22 protein-coding genes and 2 pseudogenes are annotated in these 17205 nt (G+C 40.5%); 9 read left to right on the top strand and 15 right to left on the bottom strand.

What is annotated here, in order from left to right; translation table 11 throughout:
* Nucleotides 1-47: 47 nt before the first annotated feature.
* A complete protein-coding gene (locus tag E6C60_RS04745; protein ID WP_175415203.1) occupies nt 48-572 on the bottom strand; it encodes a DNA polymerase III in 525 nt (174 codons plus the stop codon).
* Nucleotides 573-586: 14 nt separating this feature from the next.
* A complete protein-coding gene (locus tag E6C60_RS04740; RefSeq protein ID WP_233281143.1) occupies nt 587-1279 on the bottom strand; it encodes a pre-toxin TG domain-containing protein in 693 nt (230 codons plus the stop codon).
* 128 nt (nt 1280-1407) lie between these two features.
* Here E6C60_RS04740 and E6C60_RS04735 point away from each other — a divergent pair, with 128 nt between their 5' ends.
* A complete protein-coding gene (locus E6C60_RS04735; protein WP_138224736.1) occupies nt 1408-3018 on the top strand; it encodes an IS1634 family transposase in 1611 nt (536 codons plus the stop codon).
* Between the two features lie 922 nt (nt 3019-3940).
* Here the strand turns inward: E6C60_RS04735 and E6C60_RS04730 are convergent.
* From E6C60_RS04730 to E6C60_RS21120, 3 genes are all read right to left on the bottom strand, one after another.
* Nucleotides 3941-4354: a hypothetical protein gene (locus tag E6C60_RS04730; protein ID WP_138224764.1), complete on the bottom strand. Its 414-nt coding sequence runs from the start codon at nt 4352-4354 to the stop codon at nt 3941-3943.
* A gap of 278 nt (nt 4355-4632) precedes the next feature.
* Complete coding sequence (locus tag E6C60_RS04725) at nt 4633-5562, bottom strand: hypothetical protein (protein ID WP_138224763.1); 930 nt, start codon at nt 5560-5562, stop codon at nt 4633-4635.
* Between the two features lie 102 nt (nt 5563-5664).
* The gene (locus tag E6C60_RS21120) at nt 5665-5946 is read right to left on the bottom strand and encodes a hypothetical protein (protein WP_138224762.1); all 282 of its coding nucleotides are present in this window, start codon (nt 5944-5946) and stop codon (nt 5665-5667) included.
* A gap of 270 nt (nt 5947-6216) precedes the next feature.
* Between E6C60_RS21120 and E6C60_RS04715 the strand changes: the two genes are divergently transcribed.
* The 6 genes from E6C60_RS04715 to E6C60_RS04690 all read left to right on the top strand — a co-directional run bounded on the left by E6C60_RS04715 (nt 6217) and on the right by E6C60_RS04690 (nt 10700).
* Nucleotides 6217-6426 (top strand): transposase, encoded by a 210-nt coding sequence (locus tag E6C60_RS04715; protein WP_397333528.1) that lies wholly within the window; start codon nt 6217-6219, stop codon nt 6424-6426.
* A gap of 144 nt (nt 6427-6570) precedes the next feature.
* On the top strand, nt 6571-6744 hold the full coding sequence (locus tag E6C60_RS21115) for a DUF8090 domain-containing protein (protein ID WP_217496381.1): 174 nt from the start codon (nt 6571-6573) through the stop codon (nt 6742-6744).
* Nucleotides 6731-7516 (top strand): DUF3427 domain-containing protein, encoded by a 786-nt coding sequence (locus tag E6C60_RS04710; protein ID WP_175415201.1) that lies wholly within the window; start codon nt 6731-6733, stop codon nt 7514-7516. The genes E6C60_RS21115 and E6C60_RS04710 overlap by 14 nt, the downstream gene beginning before the upstream one ends.
* 444 nt (nt 7517-7960) lie before the next feature.
* Nucleotides 7961-9102 (top strand): IS3 family transposase gene (locus E6C60_RS04705; protein ID WP_407669130.1). Its coding sequence is split into 2 segments (ribosomal slippage): nt 7961-8225 and nt 8225-9102, totalling 1143 coding nucleotides; the frame shifts between segments, so codons are not numbered across the junction.
* 82 nt (nt 9103-9184) lie between these two features.
* Entirely contained in the window at nt 9185-10192 is a 1008-nt protein-coding gene (locus tag E6C60_RS04700) for an LCP family protein (RefSeq protein WP_138224759.1), read from the top strand.
* Nucleotides 10193-10421: 229 nt separating this feature from the next.
* Complete coding sequence (locus E6C60_RS04690; RefSeq protein WP_138224757.1) at nt 10422-10700, top strand: hypothetical protein; 279 nt, start codon at nt 10422-10424, stop codon at nt 10698-10700.
* 151 nt (nt 10701-10851) lie between these two features.
* Here the strand turns inward: E6C60_RS04690 and E6C60_RS04685 are convergent, their stop codons facing one another.
* The 3 genes and pseudogenes from E6C60_RS04685 to E6C60_RS21440 form a co-directional block, all read right to left on the bottom strand.
* Nucleotides 10852-11394, bottom strand: a complete 543-nt coding sequence (locus E6C60_RS04685) for a hypothetical protein (RefSeq protein ID WP_138224756.1) — start codon at nt 11392-11394, stop codon at nt 10852-10854.
* Between the two features lie 862 nt (nt 11395-12256).
* Nucleotides 12257-12579: pseudogene (locus E6C60_RS04680) on the bottom strand (SMI1/KNR4 family protein); the annotation flags it as partial.
* Between the two features lie 5 nt (nt 12580-12584).
* Nucleotides 12585-12710 (bottom strand): annotated as a pseudogene (locus E6C60_RS21440) (sugar-binding protein); the annotation flags it as partial.
* 82 nt (nt 12711-12792) lie between these two features.
* Here E6C60_RS21440 and E6C60_RS04670 point away from each other — a divergent pair.
* Both E6C60_RS04670 and E6C60_RS04665 read left to right on the top strand, forming a co-directional pair.
* The gene (locus E6C60_RS04670) at nt 12793-13179 is read left to right on the top strand and encodes a hypothetical protein (protein WP_175415200.1); all 387 of its coding nucleotides are present in this window, start codon (nt 12793-12795) and stop codon (nt 13177-13179) included.
* Between the two features lie 110 nt (nt 13180-13289).
* On the top strand, nt 13290-13670 hold the full coding sequence (locus E6C60_RS04665; protein ID WP_138224753.1) for a hypothetical protein: 381 nt from the start codon (nt 13290-13292) through the stop codon (nt 13668-13670).
* Nucleotides 13671-14094: 424 nt separating this feature from the next.
* Here the strand turns inward: E6C60_RS04665 and E6C60_RS04660 are convergent, their stop codons facing one another.
* From E6C60_RS04660 to E6C60_RS04630, 7 genes are all read right to left on the bottom strand, one after another.
* Entirely contained in the window at nt 14095-14412 is a 318-nt protein-coding gene (locus E6C60_RS04660) for an IS66 family transposase (RefSeq protein WP_138227628.1), read from the bottom strand.
* A 397-nt stretch (nt 14413-14809) separates the two neighbouring features.
* Nucleotides 14810-15289, bottom strand: a complete 480-nt coding sequence (locus tag E6C60_RS04655; protein ID WP_175415198.1) for a hypothetical protein — start codon at nt 15287-15289, stop codon at nt 14810-14812.
* Nucleotides 15290-15302: 13 nt separating this feature from the next.
* Nucleotides 15303-15554, bottom strand: a complete 252-nt coding sequence (locus tag E6C60_RS04650; RefSeq protein ID WP_233281213.1) for an HNH/endonuclease VII fold putative polymorphic toxin — start codon at nt 15552-15554, stop codon at nt 15303-15305.
* Nucleotides 15555-15607: 53 nt separating this feature from the next.
* Nucleotides 15608-15877 carry an RHS repeat-associated core domain-containing protein gene (locus E6C60_RS04645; RefSeq protein WP_175415197.1) on the bottom strand — a complete coding sequence of 90 codons (270 nt, stop codon included), beginning with the start codon at nt 15875-15877 and terminating at the stop codon, nt 15608-15610.
* A gap of 68 nt (nt 15878-15945) precedes the next feature.
* The gene (locus E6C60_RS21585; RefSeq protein WP_407669150.1) at nt 15946-16200 is read right to left on the bottom strand and encodes an integrase core domain-containing protein; all 255 of its coding nucleotides are present in this window, start codon (nt 16198-16200) and stop codon (nt 15946-15948) included.
* A gap of 85 nt (nt 16201-16285) precedes the next feature.
* The gene (locus E6C60_RS04635) at nt 16286-16852 is read right to left on the bottom strand and encodes an IS3 family transposase (RefSeq protein ID WP_138224751.1); all 567 of its coding nucleotides are present in this window, start codon (nt 16850-16852) and stop codon (nt 16286-16288) included.
* Nucleotides 16853-16906: 54 nt separating this feature from the next.
* Nucleotides 16907-17104, bottom strand: a complete 198-nt coding sequence (locus E6C60_RS04630) for a hypothetical protein (RefSeq protein ID WP_138224750.1) — start codon at nt 17102-17104, stop codon at nt 16907-16909.
* Between the last annotated feature and the right edge of the window lie 101 nt (nt 17105-17205).

Here is a 17205-nt window from a genome sequence, read left to right as displayed (position 1 = left end):
CTCATTCGATTCATTTTTCAAAAATCTTAACTTCTAGCATTCTTTGTTCAATCCATATTATCATGATTTTTTTCACATACTCGAATAATCTCTTTAGGTATTGACTCAAAAACTAGTATCTCTGGTTTTGGATAAGGTCTTTTCAAAAAGTATTCTTGAAGTGTCATCATGCTGTCCCAATACAATTTTATCCAATACTCTATACTTTTTCCGGTATCAAAATTTAATGCTTCCTCATCAAAAGCGTTGAAATCATCGTAGAATGCCTGGTCATAAATAGAAATAGAAATATCAGCATCAAATACACGAATTTTATCCGTAAACACTGGGAAACAATATGACTTGAAAAAACGATTAGATATATCAACACCTATAGCTTCTTTAAAATTGACCCAATTAGGGGTGTTTACAGGTCTCAAACTTTCAGTCTTTTCAATTTTCACTCTACCACCGTTGCTATAACGATTATTAGACTCTGTAAAAGATTGTATTCCTTCTTGCATAACTTGTTCTTCCGGAACAAAATGCGCATGATTTTCAGGTAAATAAGCATGATACAATGATAAACTCACGTTCTTTCACCCACTCATTCTTTATTTTTTGGCACATAAGGGAAGTATGAACTTCTGGTAGGGTCATCTAGATGCTCAAAAACTCTGTAACTTCCCGTTGGAGTATCAGGCGTACTGATGTTTCCATCAAATTCTTTATAATACTTTGTTATTCGGTTTGGATTCGGATTATTGGGGTTTGGCCAGTTTGAAAATGCCTTGTCAGGATTAGTCATTGTTTCTTGCCTTAATTTCTCTACATCAACATCCTTCCGATATTGTGACCTATTCGGGGTAGATGGTCTACTTGGGTCATAAAGGTGCTTTTCGGAATGGGGATTAACAAAATCTCTAGGATTGCTTCCCCCATCGGGTTTTATAGGGACTGGAGCATTACCTATTCCCTCAACCACATCATCCACACTTTTACCCACTCCCTTAAACATCTTACCTACAGGCCGGAAAGCGGCTGTGAGGGGCATCATGGAGGCCACGGTAAACCCTTTCTGCACCGTTGACAGCTCTTCATTCGTCACCATACTTCTACCGGTATATAGCTCCACCGCTCCTTTTATCGTGCCGAGCACCGGAATGGCATTGAGTCCGGTATCTGCAGCATCCCGGATCTGGATGCGGATCGGTTCGTTGTGCAGCTGATCGCTGACCACATTGCGCATCCGATTAAAGTTCATCACATTCTGGGCATGGGGATTCAGTGTCTCATCCATCCTGAGTTCCCGGATTGTGTAACGATGCTGAACGAAAAAGTCGCGTAGTGACAAGGAGTTTCCTTAAAAAAAATGGTTGATTTTACCTCGTCATACATATAAAATGTGTAACGAGGTTGGTGTTCATTATGGCTATCATTTATCAAACGAATAAAAAGACAGGCATTACCTATGCCTACAATAACGAGCCCTACTGGGACAAAGAAAAACAGCAGTCTCGGGCAAAACGGACGCTCATCGGGAAAGTCGATCCCAAGACAGGAGAGATTGTGTCCACCCGAGCGTATCGGAGAGAGCCGGAGGCAGAGTCAGGCGCCCCTGCCAAGAAGCGCGGCCCCGTACCAATTACCGGTTTTCTGCGCAGTTTTTACGGCGCAACCTACCTGTTCGATCAAATCGGCCAGGAAACTGGCGTTGAAGCGGATCTCAAGGCGTGTTTCCCGGACAGCTACAAGAAGCTTCTGTCTATCGCCTACTATCTCATCTTGGAAGAAAACAACTCGCTCAGCCGCTTTTCTCACTGGCAGCGCATGCATATTCATCCCTGTGGAGCAGACATTCCTTCGCAGCGAAGCAGCGAACTGTTCCAGTCTATTGAAGAGGCGCAGCGCATGGCCTTTTTCGAAAGACAAGGCAGACGACGCATCGAAAAGGAGTACTGGGCATTCGACATTACCACGATTTCCAGTTACTCCGAGATTCTCAAGCAAGTGAAGAAGGGAAAGAACAAGGAGCATGACCGGTTGCCGCAAATCAATCTGGCCCTGCTCTTTGGCGAAGAATCGGGCCTGCCCTTCTACTACCGAAAGCTTCCCGGCCATGTGACGGACGTCAAGACGGTCCGGCAACTCATGCAAGAGTTCCACATCATGGGCTACAAGAAAGTAAACGTTGTACTGGATCGGGGCTTTTACAGCAAGCGAAATGTGGATCATCTGTATCAGAACCATCAAAAATTTATCATCGGCGTCAAACTGAATCTCTCCTACGTGAAAGCACATCTGGAAGAGGAACGGGAGCGGCTCAAGCTCTGGTCGAATTTTTATTCGCAGTATGGCACCTACGGCATTTGCAAAAGAATCGAGTGGGCCTACGAGCAAGAGAGGCCGTACAAAGGCGATATCTTACAAGAGACGCGCCGAGCCTATCTCCTGCTCTATTACAATCCGGAGAAAGCAGCCAGAGACCAAGCGGATATGAATGAGTATCTGACGAGCCTGCACCGAGATCTGCAGGAAGGCAATCTGCGCGAGCATTGCCGCAAGGACTACACCAAGTATTTCGAAGTGACCGAGACCCCGAAGCGCGGCCGCAGGATTGTACCGAGAGAGGACAAGATGCTGGAGGCGGCTCAAAACTATGGCTACTTTGCCTTGCTCTCCAATGAAGTCAAAGCTCCCGATGAAGCATTGTCACTGTACCGCAGCAAGGACATCGTAGAAAAGGCATTTGGCAATTTGAAAGAGCGACTGAATTTCCGCAGAATGCAAGTTTCTTCGGAAACTTCACTAAATGGCAAGCTATTTGTCGAATTTATTGCACTTATTTACCTTTCTTATGTCAAGAAACGCATGCAAGATGCCGGACTCTTTGATTCCTGGACAATGCAAGGGCTGCTGGATGAATTAGACACAATAGAGCGGTTTGAAGCGCCTGGACACGGTCGAATCTTGGGCGAGGTAACGCAAAAACAGGCTGATTTATTTCGAGCACTGGGAGTAGAGCCTCCCTCGTTATAAATTCCGGGAACTTAGGATCCATGTGCTCGAACGTGATGGGGTCATAGCCTTTGTCCACCGCATACTGTAAAAAATCGGCTGTGCCAGTCCGAGGAGCATAGAGAACCTCAGGTCTTGTGAAAAACTCCTTCTCATCCTTATACTGCTCCAGCAGATGGTCCAAATTATCGGTGTTAACGGAAAGTTGGGACCCATTCTGCCCAGCAAACGTAACGTTACCTTCCTCATCTTCCTGATACTCTCCGATCAGGTCCTCCACTTTAGAGCTGCTGCTGAATTCCGCGACGGTCTGACCGTCTTTATCTGTAAACAGCAGGGTATGATCCGAGCCCTTAGTTTCTGCTGTTGTCGACCCATCCGTCCCGGCCGCTGATGTCCCCCCAAAATTCGCGAGCGTTCCCGAGTCTACAGCACTTGGGTCCATGCAGTTATCCAAGGTTCTGAACTTGATTGCCGCACGCTTTAGTTCGACATGAACCTGATGCATATGCTCTACAGTCAGATTCATCTCACGGGTAGCTTGCTGGAAATCACCATAGAATCGCTCCCGCGTCATTCCATCCTACTATTAACCGGAATTGGGAGCCCTATTTTCACTATAATTCCAGTGGACATCCTGTAATTGTATTTCACACGATCAATGATATCGGAAAAATAACATTAAACCAATATGTCCATGTATTTAATGCACATGACTATACGCTTCAAGTTGAAAAGCTCTGTATAGCAAGCTGCTGAAGGAGGTATGATTTTTTTAAAAGTTTTTGGCTAGGATAAGTAAAAAAGCTGACGTCGATTCAATCTCGGCATCAGCTTTTTCTGAATTGATTTGCAATCAGAATAGTCACTTACAATTTTATTATCATTTCTAAAATGACTCAAATATAAAAATGCTGCTTCTACATGTTGATTACGCATTAAATTAATCTTGGCTAAAATGAATAAATTTATCAAACGGAATCTCTCGATAATTCAAATTAACGTTTTCTGCTAAAAACTCATCTAAAGACTGTTCCGGATCTTTCACTTTGAAAAGAACACTTACATTACAATGGGCTAATGCTACATGTTCAATCAAGTGTTCAGAAACCTGATATAACAGGTTTTCTTCATCATTAGATAGCTTACTTATGGCGATAACATTAACAGTTATATGGTTTTTTCTTCTATCTTCTCCTATGCCATTTAGAATCCACGGATAATCACTATCTTCACTAGGTCTGTTTTTATCGATAATAATGATTCTACAGCTCTTTGAATTCACCGTAATATCCCAGGCTTCTAAGTTTTTCAATCTGATTATCCTTTTGCAATCTCTTAAAAAATCCACTACCATGATATAATTCTTCCTTTCTCCATTAACCACTCGAAATGTGAGCCAGGTCCTTCCACTCGCTCCAGAAGGCATTCCGCAGACGGTGTTCGGCCCTATTGTACTGATAACATCCTCATTATATTAATGCTCCCCTAACTCCCCGAGCAAATTCACAACTCGTAGCACTCCACTGCCCGGTACGATGCGCTGCCAAGCGCACAAAAGCCGCTCCAAAATGGAGCGACTATTAAAAAATGAGCAGGAAGAGTTCATATCTCTTGGGAATGAGATGCCTAGGGTTATTTTGTTAATTCTAGCTTAAAACTTGCCTTGGGGCTTGAAGTAAAAGGCGACTCTTCTGTGAGAGGCGTAAACGGATTGGTTAGCATAATTACCCTTAGATTGTTTCCTTCTTTCGGATTTTCAACGGAAACCTTCATTTTCTTATTTTCCTGACTCGCCAGATCGTCGTAAATCTTTAAACTACCATTCATTCTCTCCTGCTTCCAATCAATGAGGCTGACCAAATAAAAATCCAAATGATCCTCTCCAAGATTACCGTAAACCAAATCGAACACTACCGTTTCTTTGCTCTCTGTCTGCAATAAGGCACTGTATAATTTATCGTGCTTATTGATCAGTAAACCTTCGACTCGTGATTCTGTTAAGTCTTCGCCTATTTGAGTCAACGAAGGGCGTTCCGTCGGTATCGAATTCATGTCTTTAAACAAATTAACTCTGACATTAAATATCCTCGAAAGTTCATCAGCCACAGTAAGATCATTTGAATCTATAACAATGTCTGAGTTCTCCATAATAATATAATCTACAGCATGAAATCCATCTTCAATATTCACCAATTTCACGAGCATGTTCGCTTCTTGTTGACTTTCGAGGTCAAAATGGTAGACCTTCTCTCGTTGGCCGTTCACTATAAATTCTTTCTGTTCACCGTTACTAAAAATGATGAGTGTAAAAGAACGGTCCATATTAGTCTTATTTCTAAATAGTATGTTTCTCAAGAAATCGTCTGTTTCTATTTCAAATGTCCGTTCCTTTTCAATTTGCATCTCTTGATCGTAAAAACCCAGTGAAAAACCTTGTTCCTCTCTGGCATTCGGCAGCATATTTTCTTCCAGATTATCTGGTTTGTTTTCGTTATCCCCTGAACATCCGGCAGCGATCAATAAAACAAAAATCATCAATGGCCAAGCTGTCCATTTAATCATCCACTCACATCCTAAGTTACACTAAGGAGGAAGGTGTTAACTCCCCCCGCCTCCCTATTTTATTAAATTAACCTTTACCAACCTGTTGAGTCTTTTCTAGTATTAGGATACATGAAGTTGAGGTACCAGTTGAATGAAACTGCGCTTGTGGAACTGGAAACTTGAAGGCTTTCCCCAACTCCGTTTAGCATTCCAGTTTGGGGCTGCTGCTAAAAGCTTACTATTTTCTCCATTTGAAAGTGGGTTATAAGCCTTATCTTGAACTAAAACAATATTTTCTTCTTCATCAACATAAGAGTATTCTTTAACAATAACGCCTTCTTTCTCACTGTTATCGAAGCATAAACAGTAACTGAAAATGTCATACCAATAAAAATCATGCACTCATAAGTTTTTTAAACATTTTATACCAACGATCATCAAGACACACTTTCCTCCTTTTCTGTTTTTTTTGGTTGCATACTAAATAACAATAATTTTAATAGAAAGTTAAGAAAAAATTTTAAAAACCTCAAAATCAGTGCTTGACTGTCTGCCCGTATACACTATTGTGAAATAAAGAACTACTCGTTCTAAAATCGTCCACTCCTAAAAGAAGCTGTTTGGCGTATTGTACTATGAGACGGGCCACGTACTCTACTGCGATGGTGAGCGATTGATACTCCAGCTTTTTATTCCCGTTCTGGACGCGGACTTCAATCCTATCTCCAAGGCAACATCGTGATGATCTTAGATAATGGCCGAAATCATCACCTTGAACAAGTACAAATCAAATTACAGGAGCATTCCCGGCTGCAGTTCGTTTTTCTGCCAAGGTATTCACCAGATTTCAATTTAATTGAAGGCCTATGGAAATTTCTATAAGAAGTTATATCACATTAGAATCAACATAGCTTGCCTTTATGAAACGGGTGATTTCCAGAGCAAACGAAGTTTATGACCAAATGTGTATTCGAATGTAATTCGAATGTAATTCGAATGTAATTCAAAACTTCAGTCTTTCAATCGATGAGCAATAGTAGCTTAACCGCGCTGAAGATCCTGAGAGAAGAATATATCCAGCTCAAAAATCGTTTAAACCGCATCCCTACGCACCTGGATTACTTGGAGCACGGCTCGATCGATCCGCTGATTTTCTCAGATGAGCACGGGAGCTATTATCATTTCTTTGCAAAAGATTAAGGAGCCTGTCCCTCTGCTAACCGATCAAGAGAAAAAGTATTTGGTTATGCTTTCGGCGGAAGTGATGAATGGTAAACGCAGGCATGAGATTGTTCTGCTGAGCAGGTTATTAAAAGAGTCAAGTGTTACAGCCCTGGAATGGGTACACGCTCTTGCTGAGCATGGATCCTCTGTGGATTCGCAAACGCTGGATTCAGTGAAACGTGTGCTGGACATGTCCTTTTTCACGGAGCCGACAAGGAAGAAATATGGTGACACCCCCGTCGTCGTATTCACGGAAGCGCAGCAGTTCGTATTTCATCCGGTGTTGTTGCAGTCCATGCAGAACAATGAATATTTTAAGGAAATGCTTACCGACATCATCCAATCCGCTTCACATATCACGGAGCAATATGATTGCCATGAACACCTTACGCTCTATAAAAAGTATTCCCGGAAGGATTCCTGTAAGCTGCTCAATTGGCTGAGTGATGAAAGCTCCACCATGTATGGGTACAAGACGAAGTATCAGACCTGCCCCATCTTTGTCAGCTATCATAAGCATGAAGGGGTTGAAGCAAGCACGAACTATCAGGAGGAATTCATTTCTCCAGAGGTATTGAAGTGGTCCACAAGAAGCAGACGAACTCTGGAATCGGAAGAAGTCCGAACGATCCTTGAGGCAGACGAGCAGGGAATCGACCTTCATGTATTCATCAAAAAGGACGATGCAGAAGGAACGGAGTTCTATTATTTGGGCAAAGCTCATCCCGATCCTCAAAGCGCGGTCTAGGGGTCTATGCTCGATAATAACGGCAACTCCATTTCTGTTGTGCATCTTAATCTAGTACTGGAGCAGTCTGTGTATAGCAAGCTTTATAGGTATTTGACTTGAGAATTATGCACTAACGGACATTACTATTTCCCTCCGAATAATGCACCAAATGTGTATTCAGGTAATTCTGCTTCTTAGCTAACTTGCACTTGGATTTTGAGCGAGTACAAATCGATAAGTAGTACATTTTTCCAAGGAAATCGTTGTTTTTTTTGGAAATTACGCTAAAATAGGGTTATGCATAGAGATATATTATCCAAATTAATACAGTAAAAAGTAATGCATATAAGTATTTCTGCTATAGAAGATTAGCGGGGTTTCCCTAGCTCAATCATATAAATGTGAATCGGCTACACTTAGTTGGACAGGAAAATTAGGGGCTAGTAGAATGAAATCATCACAATGAGGAGCGGATCTACTATGCCAAGAGAAAGACGTACATTTACAGCAGAATTTAAGAGACAAATGGTTCAGTTATATGAAAATGGGAAAACCAGAGCAGCCATTGCAAATGAGTATGAGCTCAGCCCATCTGCGCTAGATCGCTGGATCAAACAATCCCAAACCTCAGGCTCGTTTTCTGAAAAAGACAATAGAAGCGCAGAAGAGAATGAACTTATTGCGCTTCGAAAAGAACTTAAACAACTTCGAATGGAGAATGACATTTTAAAGCAAGCCGCGCTGATCATGGGACGAAAGTAAACATCATTAAACAAAATAGTGATAAATACTCGGTATCAGCAATGTGTAACGTCCTACAAATCCCTAAAAGCACCTTTTACTATGAAGTAAGCGAGAAAGAAAGCGAAGACGAGAGCATTCTTACGAAGGCGATCGTAGCGATCTTTCAAAGCAACCGCAAAGTCTATGGGACACGGAAGATTAAAACGAAACTCCAGGAGCAAGGATACACGGTTTCCAGACGCCGTATTGGGCGGATTATGAAAGAGCAAGGTCTTGTGTCCACGTACACGATTGCTCAGTATAAGCCGCATAGAACGGCTTGTAATGATGCAAACACAGCCAATGTATTGAAACGTGAGTTCAACCAAACAGAAGCAAAACGCTTTGTCGTCAGCGATCTGACGTATGTAAAAGTCGGGCACAAGTGGCATTACATTTGTGTACTGGTCGACTTATTCAACAGAGAAATTATTGGGCACAGTGCAGGTCCGCGTAAGGACGCTGCTCTAGTTTCCCGCGCCTTTGCCACAGTAGAAGGCGATTTGAGCGACATTCAGTGGTTCCACACGGATCGTGGAAGTGAGTTTAAAAACCAGGCCATGGATACGTTGTTAAAGACCTTTGACATCGGTCGTTCGCTCAGCATGAAGGGCTGTCCTTACGACAACGCCGTTGCTGAAGCGACTTACAAAGTAATGAAAACCGAATTCATTAACCAGATGTCGTTCCAGAGTCTCCACCATCTAAAGCTAGAATTATATGATTATGTGAACTGGTTTAACAAACACCGGGTTCATGGTTCACTAGGTTACATGACACCCGTTCAGTATAAAGCTGCGGCCCTTAAAAAAGTTGTCTGATTTACTGTTGACAGTCCAATGATTGAGTTTGATATTGGAAGGTACAGTTTTTTTATGTCTTCTTGAGGAGTTGTGTAGTTTCATGGAGTCAAGGAATCTTAAAAGCGTGAGAAAAACTAATAAAATGAAATGGATTTATCTCTCTTTATTAATCCTGATTATGATGGCTGGTGTTGGCTATCTTTTTAGAAAAGAATTATCTATATTTGCCTTTAATTCGCTACTAAAAGAAGATTTAAAAACAAGTCTAGATAAATCTTACAAAGCAGTAGGATACGAGGATAGCGATAATCAATCGTTCAAAAATGAACCCTTTTCCTTACTTCTTCTTGGGATAGATCAGCGCGACAAAGAAGCCAGTAGATCAGATACTATCATATATTCAGTAATTCGCCCTAAAGATAATAAAGTATTATTAGTCTCTATCCCCCGCGACACTTACACTGAAATTGTAGGAAGGGATGTAAAATCAAAAATTAATTCAGCTTTCGCCTATGGAGAGGAAAAAATGTCTATAGACACGGTTGAGAACTTGCTAAAATCAAAAGTTAATTATTATGGAACTGTAAACTTTAATGCAATCATAAATCTCGTCGACGCTGTTGGAGGAGTGAAGCTTCCTATCACAGAAGTGATTGAAAATAAAAATCCAGTACATATAAAATTGAGAATAGACCCTAACAAATTGATTTATGATGGCCAAGATGCTTTGAATTACGTTCGTTATCGTGAGGATTCTGACTTTAAACGTACTGAACGCCAACGTATCTTTATAGAATCCATGATGGATAAAGTGTTAGAACTGAAAAATATTACAAAAGTTCCAGACTTGATTGATATAGCTGGTTCTAACTTCACTACAAATATGCATCCTGATTTTATTTTTAGTTTAGCTGAAACCTTGTATTTAAATGATACGCCCCCTGATTTTGAAAGCTACATGTTACATGGTAACGGGAAAATGATCGGCAGCACTTGGTACTATGATGTTGATACGGAAGATTTAGATTATACACAAAATCTGATATCAAATTGGTTAGATAGCGAGATAGATAAAGAAAATCTTATGCTTCCTAATGATAAAAATTAGGGATAGAAATTAATGATAGACGGAACGAAGAACGGCGCCCCCACTAACTTTGATGTATCCAACACGAAATATACTAAGGAGCATCAAAATCTTGGCGGGGATGAGCCTTGGTTCGGAACGATTCCCCTTGTACAGCGTGGAGGCGCAGGAGTTTCTTGGACAAAACTTAGAAAAACGACCACAAATTTACTCATTTTTATATTACATTTAGATGTAGGAGGTGATGTGCTTGGAAGAGGATTTAATGAAATTGTTGGCGCCGATATTTCTTTCTCTGATCCTTACGATTGTTATTAGTGTGCGGGGTATTAAGCACGGCAGCTTAAAAACCCTATTGACTGCTACAATTTTAAACGGGGTTATTCTGCTTGCAGGGTTCATATGGCTCTGGAGCAGTGCTCCTGATGGACTCGTTCAGCTTATACAAGCGGGTATTTACGGGATATCGTTTTTCTTTATTCTGGCAATAAATATAGTAATTGTCTTCATTGGCAAAAAATTACTCTAAACAAACTAACCGCGTAGTCCGGTGTCAGACCTGACTATGCGGTTTTAATATATTCATATTGATAAAACCTACAATTGCGCATCGTACCAGCGAGCAAACCCTGATTGGGCACTGCAAACGTTGGATGAGCCTTAATTTGTATTGCAAATTTTTATCCTCCAACTTCTGTTTTCATGCCAGGATTGTAAGTAATATCAAGCATCTCTTTCTCTTGTTTCGTAACTAAATTTTCAATGAATTTTTCAACATCATTTACGTCTTTAAACTGTTGTTTATCGAATTCATTAATAACAAAATTGACTTTTTGTTCAGAAATTCCCACTCCGATATGAGTCATTTTTATACCAGCATCATCAATTTCCTTCAATTTTGTTTTCAACTTATTTAAAGCCTGATTGAGATCTGACCTTGAGTATTCGACCTCTATGAATTTCACTTTATCTTTCAACTTTGTTTCAAGTTTTTCTTTCAGTTGTTTAGTATTTTCATTCTCTTCCTTTAAACCTACAATAATCTTTCCAGAATCTGTGTAAAAGATTCCATCCTGTGCAAATGGAATATTATCGTTGTAGACCTCTTTAACAATCATATTATATGTTTGAATATCTTTGGGTTGAATATTTGTTTCTTTGGTCTTCGTAGAGCTTTCACAGCCAGACATTAGTGCTAAACTGATTATTAAAGCTATCCCCATGCTTTTTTTTTAGCCATGTTTAAACCTCCCTATATATTCAATTACATTTAAACTAAATAATCCCTTTAAATATTAAAAACGCATTCCATCCTAAAAAGTCACAATTAAAAAATAAAGAAGGATAAAAGTCCTAATAAATAAGGTTTTTAAAATTAATCATTTAAACGGTGAACTAAAATAGTTATTACTGTATATACTACGAGTGATATAAGCATGATAAACACGATTACATCTTTTAATAGAAAATAAGATGCTGCAATCGCTGCTAGACCTATTACATTTAGGATGAGACATCTACTAGTTAATGACCAATTATTTTTTTCATAACTAAATATCTTAGGAAACTAAAGAGCAAATGAGAGGGATACAATATTAAGAAGAACAATACAAATACAACACCGTCACCTGGATCACTCACGAAAGGAGTTTCTGATACCAATGATTGATTTACATTAACTAACAGAAAACTATGCAAAAGACTCAAAAAAATAGAGACAACAGTTAAATTCATTACTAACTCTTTTTTTATTCTGTCCACAGTATAACTCCCATTACCTTCGATCCCGTCGTTCACGGATGTACCCATAGAGCTAGCATGCCTTTACCGCGCAGTATCCAATGGCGTATATTAAATCAGTCATCTTCAGATATCATGGTCTACTACAACAGACGGCGCATCTATACCTCTAGTCCTGGGGGTTGGCCCCCAACTATATATCGTGAGAGAATGCTGTCACAAGCAGCGTAGTAACGAGATTTCTGTATGAGTGTGTTTTCAAACTGCACTTTTATTGACAACTCCAAACCTTGAGTGGCATGGAGCCAATCAAGGTCAATTTTTCTAATACTTAGCTATCAATTTCATCCTGTCTTTATTGAGGTCAATAGTTAAGTATTCATCCGTTCCATCATTACAGATAATATACCAATTAGATGAAATATCTTCTTCGCATAATTCTCCCACAATTATTGGATTGGCTAAGATAAACTTTTCAGGAGACACGAAATGATTGGATAGTCTTTATTTTTAAATAGAACTAAGCCACCACAGAGACTATAAAATTCTTTTAAATCATTAGGTAAAATATGCTTTGTTTCGTCAATAATGGGTAACCCAGTAGACTTTAAGATACGACAATTGGGTAAAGTTTTTATTTGTGTGAGTAACTGCTTTATCTTTTCCATTAGCTTCACTCCCTAAAATTATATTGATTAAAGGAATTATAATATTTCTGCCTGGAAGATTTGGGAACATTTTCAGCATCAAACATTCTTTCTGTCAGTTCTTGTATTTCTCTTGGCGAGACAGATTGCCAATCAATCCCCCCCAACCTTCAGTACTCGCGTAAAATTTTCGTATCCTATTTGGATAGTAATAACATAATGAGAGCTACTCATATGTATGCTCGAAACCTGGATGAAGTTCTCGCGAATTATCCAACTGCTCAAGCTGTTATAGGTGGGCAAAATTATAATAAGGATAGTTGGACTTCGGCTCTATTCAGCAAAGCTTATGATCTTGCAGCTTGGCGTACTGTATTGGCTTGGAATAATACTTATGGGTATTTAATGGTGACTAATGGAACCTCTGTTACAGTTCCCAATTTGAAGGTAGCTCTTCAAGAAGTCGGACTTAACCCAGTTAATTCTATTGTACTCGATGGTTCTGGATCTACAGCGATGAGAGTAGTTCAGAATGATCAAATTCGTTGGTATGGTTCACCTACCCACAATAGATATATTGGTAGTATGGTCAGAGTCCACGGGATTGATTGGTTTAAATAACTTAAATAGGTGATGTCAACTCTGCTGGCATCACCTTATATGTTAATGTTTGGCATTTTAGTATATATGTTTTATCATAAAATAAAAATTACATCTTTTAGGAGTATTCCATGAACAAATTAAAGAAGGAATTAATATTGAATCTGTGTGTTGTCCCGCTTATTATGAGTCTTTTGTACAGTTTTCTTTTAGTTAATGTAAATAATTCTTTGGTATCAGGGGATACCAGCTATAGTGATCCTGGCGATGCGGTTGTATTTGTATTGTTTTTCTTAATATTATATATTCCTCATCTGGTTTTTAGTTTAATTAGCTATACTATTATGAAGAATGTTAGATGGACGTTGACAAAAAAACTCTTTACGCAGAATGTAATAGGTCTAGTAATGATAGCAATCGTTTATTTTTTAATAAATGAACCTATCGTTTTCTTCTTGGTTTTCTCTCTTATTGTTTACTCATTAGGTAGCATCAATAATATGCGTAAATGAAAATATCCTTATTTTGCAGAAAGATTCGAAGTGACCCCCAAAAGTTAGACACGGTTATTTCATTAGGCAACATTCTCAATCATAACCCCATTCTTCCCAGAAGCAGATAAAAAAGACTCTACGAGGGAGTCACCACATTCGTCTAAAAGTCTTACTCCTTACTAGGAGCGGTTAATTTGTTTCATCATATCTGGCTACCTGCAGTCCAGTTGCGTTATTCGTAACTGATCAGCTATTACAAGGCATTTAGAAAGGCGGTTAATACGACACTCAATTACTCCAAAGTCGTTAGCAACATTTCTTCGTTGTAACAGTCGATAAACAAGCCTTCTACGGAGTAACACTAGAAAGAACCTGGGATTATTCCTTTCCAGGTCCTTTCGTCTGCATTTAACTTTGACTCCAATTTAATCCTTGTGCGAGATCAAATTGTAGCGCTATTTGACCTTTCTTTCGTATCCCATTTAATTGAATTGCAGCTGGTCCTGAGAGTCGATTTCCTTTTCGGATTTCCTCTACTCCTCGGTTGACCTGCCTCCGTTTTTGTGATTACATCCGAACTTCTGCTACCTACAACCTGAAAGAGCATCCTAGGATGTTCCCCTTTGCGCGAAGGCTTATACTCAAAGCAGATGATCTCCGGGCCGTTGCGTCTACTACGATACAGCCACATGTACGACTCGCTCGTCGCGACCTTCCCGGGCTCCTGCAATACCTGCACCCGCGTTTCATCAGCATGCAGGGTGTCAAATTTAGATCGTACCGTTTTCTCTCCATTTGCGTTCCCCTCCGACTGATTTCAGTGTATCGGAATAAAGGGGTGTATTGTCCAAGTTCATTTGGGGGCTAAATAGGTTACCCATTGTTATCGCCACGAGCTTTGTCATTCTCGTTAGTTTGTTAGCTATTTCATGTTATAGCACCCTTGCCATGTAAAATATGTCATCTCGCCTATTTCTCGTTCTTGTTCGTTTCTCCAAGTATTAAAACGATACTCCATGATGGTACAACCATCATGAGATCTCGATTCTCATACAGGTCATTTTCTTTTTCTCTCACTCAATATCAGCTGATTTAATCTAAAGCAAAGTAAAAAAACCTTGAAAGGCATTTAGCCAATCAAGGTAGTAATAAAAAAGTTAATTATTTTTCTTGTCTATGTTTGTTATATCACATTTTCCAACATGAATCTCATAATTTTTTTCTTCTACAAAAATTTGAGCAATACTTCCCGTAGACTTATCAGCTAATATTATATCACGATTTTCTGATGTTTCCCAAAGTTCTTCAATTGCTTTTGTAATATCGAACACTCTAACATTAGCCCATACGGGAGATTGACAATTTGGCACCAGAATAACCCATTCATTATTTTCCTTTAGAAAATCCAAAGAACTTTCAAACCAAGATATAAAACCAATAGTATCTCCAATAGGTTTAGAATATGTTGGTTCAGAATCTATCCTACGGAATTGTTTCAATGGAAATTCAAATAATTTCAACCACTGCGAATCATAATCTTCAAAATCAATAAGCTCTATATATGATAATTGATTTAAAGTTTTTTTAGCATTCATCAATGCTATTTTCTTTAATATCTTTTCATTTTGATATGACATCACAATTACCTCTTTATCTATTGTAATAAATGTGATGGTCTCCATTCGGACCATAAATATTAGAGTATCTTTCTTTCTTAAAATCATACTCAAATGGATTAGCACCGTCTTTTGGTTTTCCTGCATGTGTGTGCAGTCTTCCATCATTTATATGTTCTACAATAACCCTTTTTCCTTGAGGGGTATCGTATTCATAGTAACGCCCATGATGAGTTGGGTTTGAACTGTACTCATAATTTTTATAGTCGCCACCCTTTTTATTGATATTATCTCCGACTTGCCATTGACGTGTAGGTTGTTGGGACCTAGGTACACCTGCTAAATCCTTCGCATTGTTAAATGCCTCTTTTCTATTAAGATTACCCCACCCTTACGCTTCCCCGCCTGAATCGCATCCAGCCCCAGCGGGTCCACAAACGTCACCGGATTGCCGGTTACATACGCGAAGCGGTCCATGCTGAGCCCCAGGCTCACTTCTCCTCGCAGCACATCGCGGTTCATAAACCGCTTGATGTCCGGGTTATAATATCGCGCGCGCATGGTATAAAGGCCGTTGATGTCAGTCTGTACACCATCGCGGCCACGCACCTCTTATTCGACCAATTGCATAGAATTGCTTAAGGTTGTTGCGGTTTTCGTCATTTTTCTTCCGGCGGTTACACTTTGATGACCTTGGGCTCCACCATCCCTTGTTGAATTGCCTCTCGGTATTCGTACGGCGACAGATCGTATAAGCTACCATGGATTCGCTTGTGATTGTAGTTGTGGATAAAGCTGCTGACGATTTCATACGCTTGTTGATAGCTCTCAAACTCGTGCCGCTGATAACACTCCGATTCCAGAATCGCATGGAAGGATTCGATATGCGCATTCTTGTTTGGCGTCTTGGGTGGAATGCGCTCGTGAACGATTTGAAACTGTGCACAGGCCTCCGCAAAGCGATGGCTAATGAACTGGGGACCATTGTCAGAGCGAATGACAGGCCGATTCGTGTTGTCAAAAGAGCTGGCGCTTCATCAGCGCTTCCTGCGTGATTTGAACCAAGTCCTTGGCCTCGCAGGACAGGCCGTGATGATCAGCGACGATCGCCCGGTCGAACACATCGATGATGCTCAGCAGGAAGAAGAAGCGCCCTTCGCCTTCGACCCACCCATACTTAATATCCGTTTCCCAGAGCTGACTGGAGCCTGTGAGAAGCCGATTATTGGCCAGTCGCTTCGGGTGCTTAACTTTCACCTGGCGCTGGGGCCGCAGGACGTTCATGGCTTTGCACAGCCGATAGACTTTCTTCTTGTTGATCACCAGACGATGCTCACGCTGCAGCATCTTTGTCAGCTTGCGGTATCCGTAGACGGACGTATACTCGTCCGCCAGCAGTTCCATGATCCACTCGCTCACTTGTTCATCGCTAATCCGCTTGCCGTCTTGCGTGGTTGAATAACCAGGCGCGGGGCGACCGCTCCTGTGGATAGGTTCGTGATGTTCAGATCGATTCACATGTGCATAATACGTCGAACGCTCCACGTCTAAAATGCGCAGCACCAGACGAATGGCATGCCCCAACTGAATGTACTTCTGAGCGATGGCTATTTTATCCTCAAGTTTGGATTCGTTTTTTTAAAGGCCACGGAGGATTTCTCGCTCCAGCGCCTGCTCGGCATACAGCTTCTTCAGCTTCTCATGCCCCTTCTCCAAGGTGGCATAATCCGATGCCGTTGGGATGAAGGCGCTTTGCTTCAATGCGGATCCGTCCAGTTGTTCCAGATCCGAGCGGCTGAGCTCCTTCGCCCAGCGAAGCACCATCTTGGGATCCAATTCATGCTGCGTTCCCCTCCGACTGATTTCAGTGTATCGGAATAAGGGGTGTATTGTCCAAGTTCATTTGGGGGCTAAATAAAAGGCACTTAGCCAATCAA

It is taken from the genome of Paenibacillus algicola, from assembly GCF_005577435.1.
Lineage (GTDB): Bacteria > Bacillota > Bacilli > Paenibacillales > Paenibacillaceae > Paenibacillus_AQ > Paenibacillus_AQ algicola.
The sequence above is the reverse complement of the archived record's forward strand: the minus strand, read 5'-3'. Positions and strand labels throughout refer to the sequence as shown.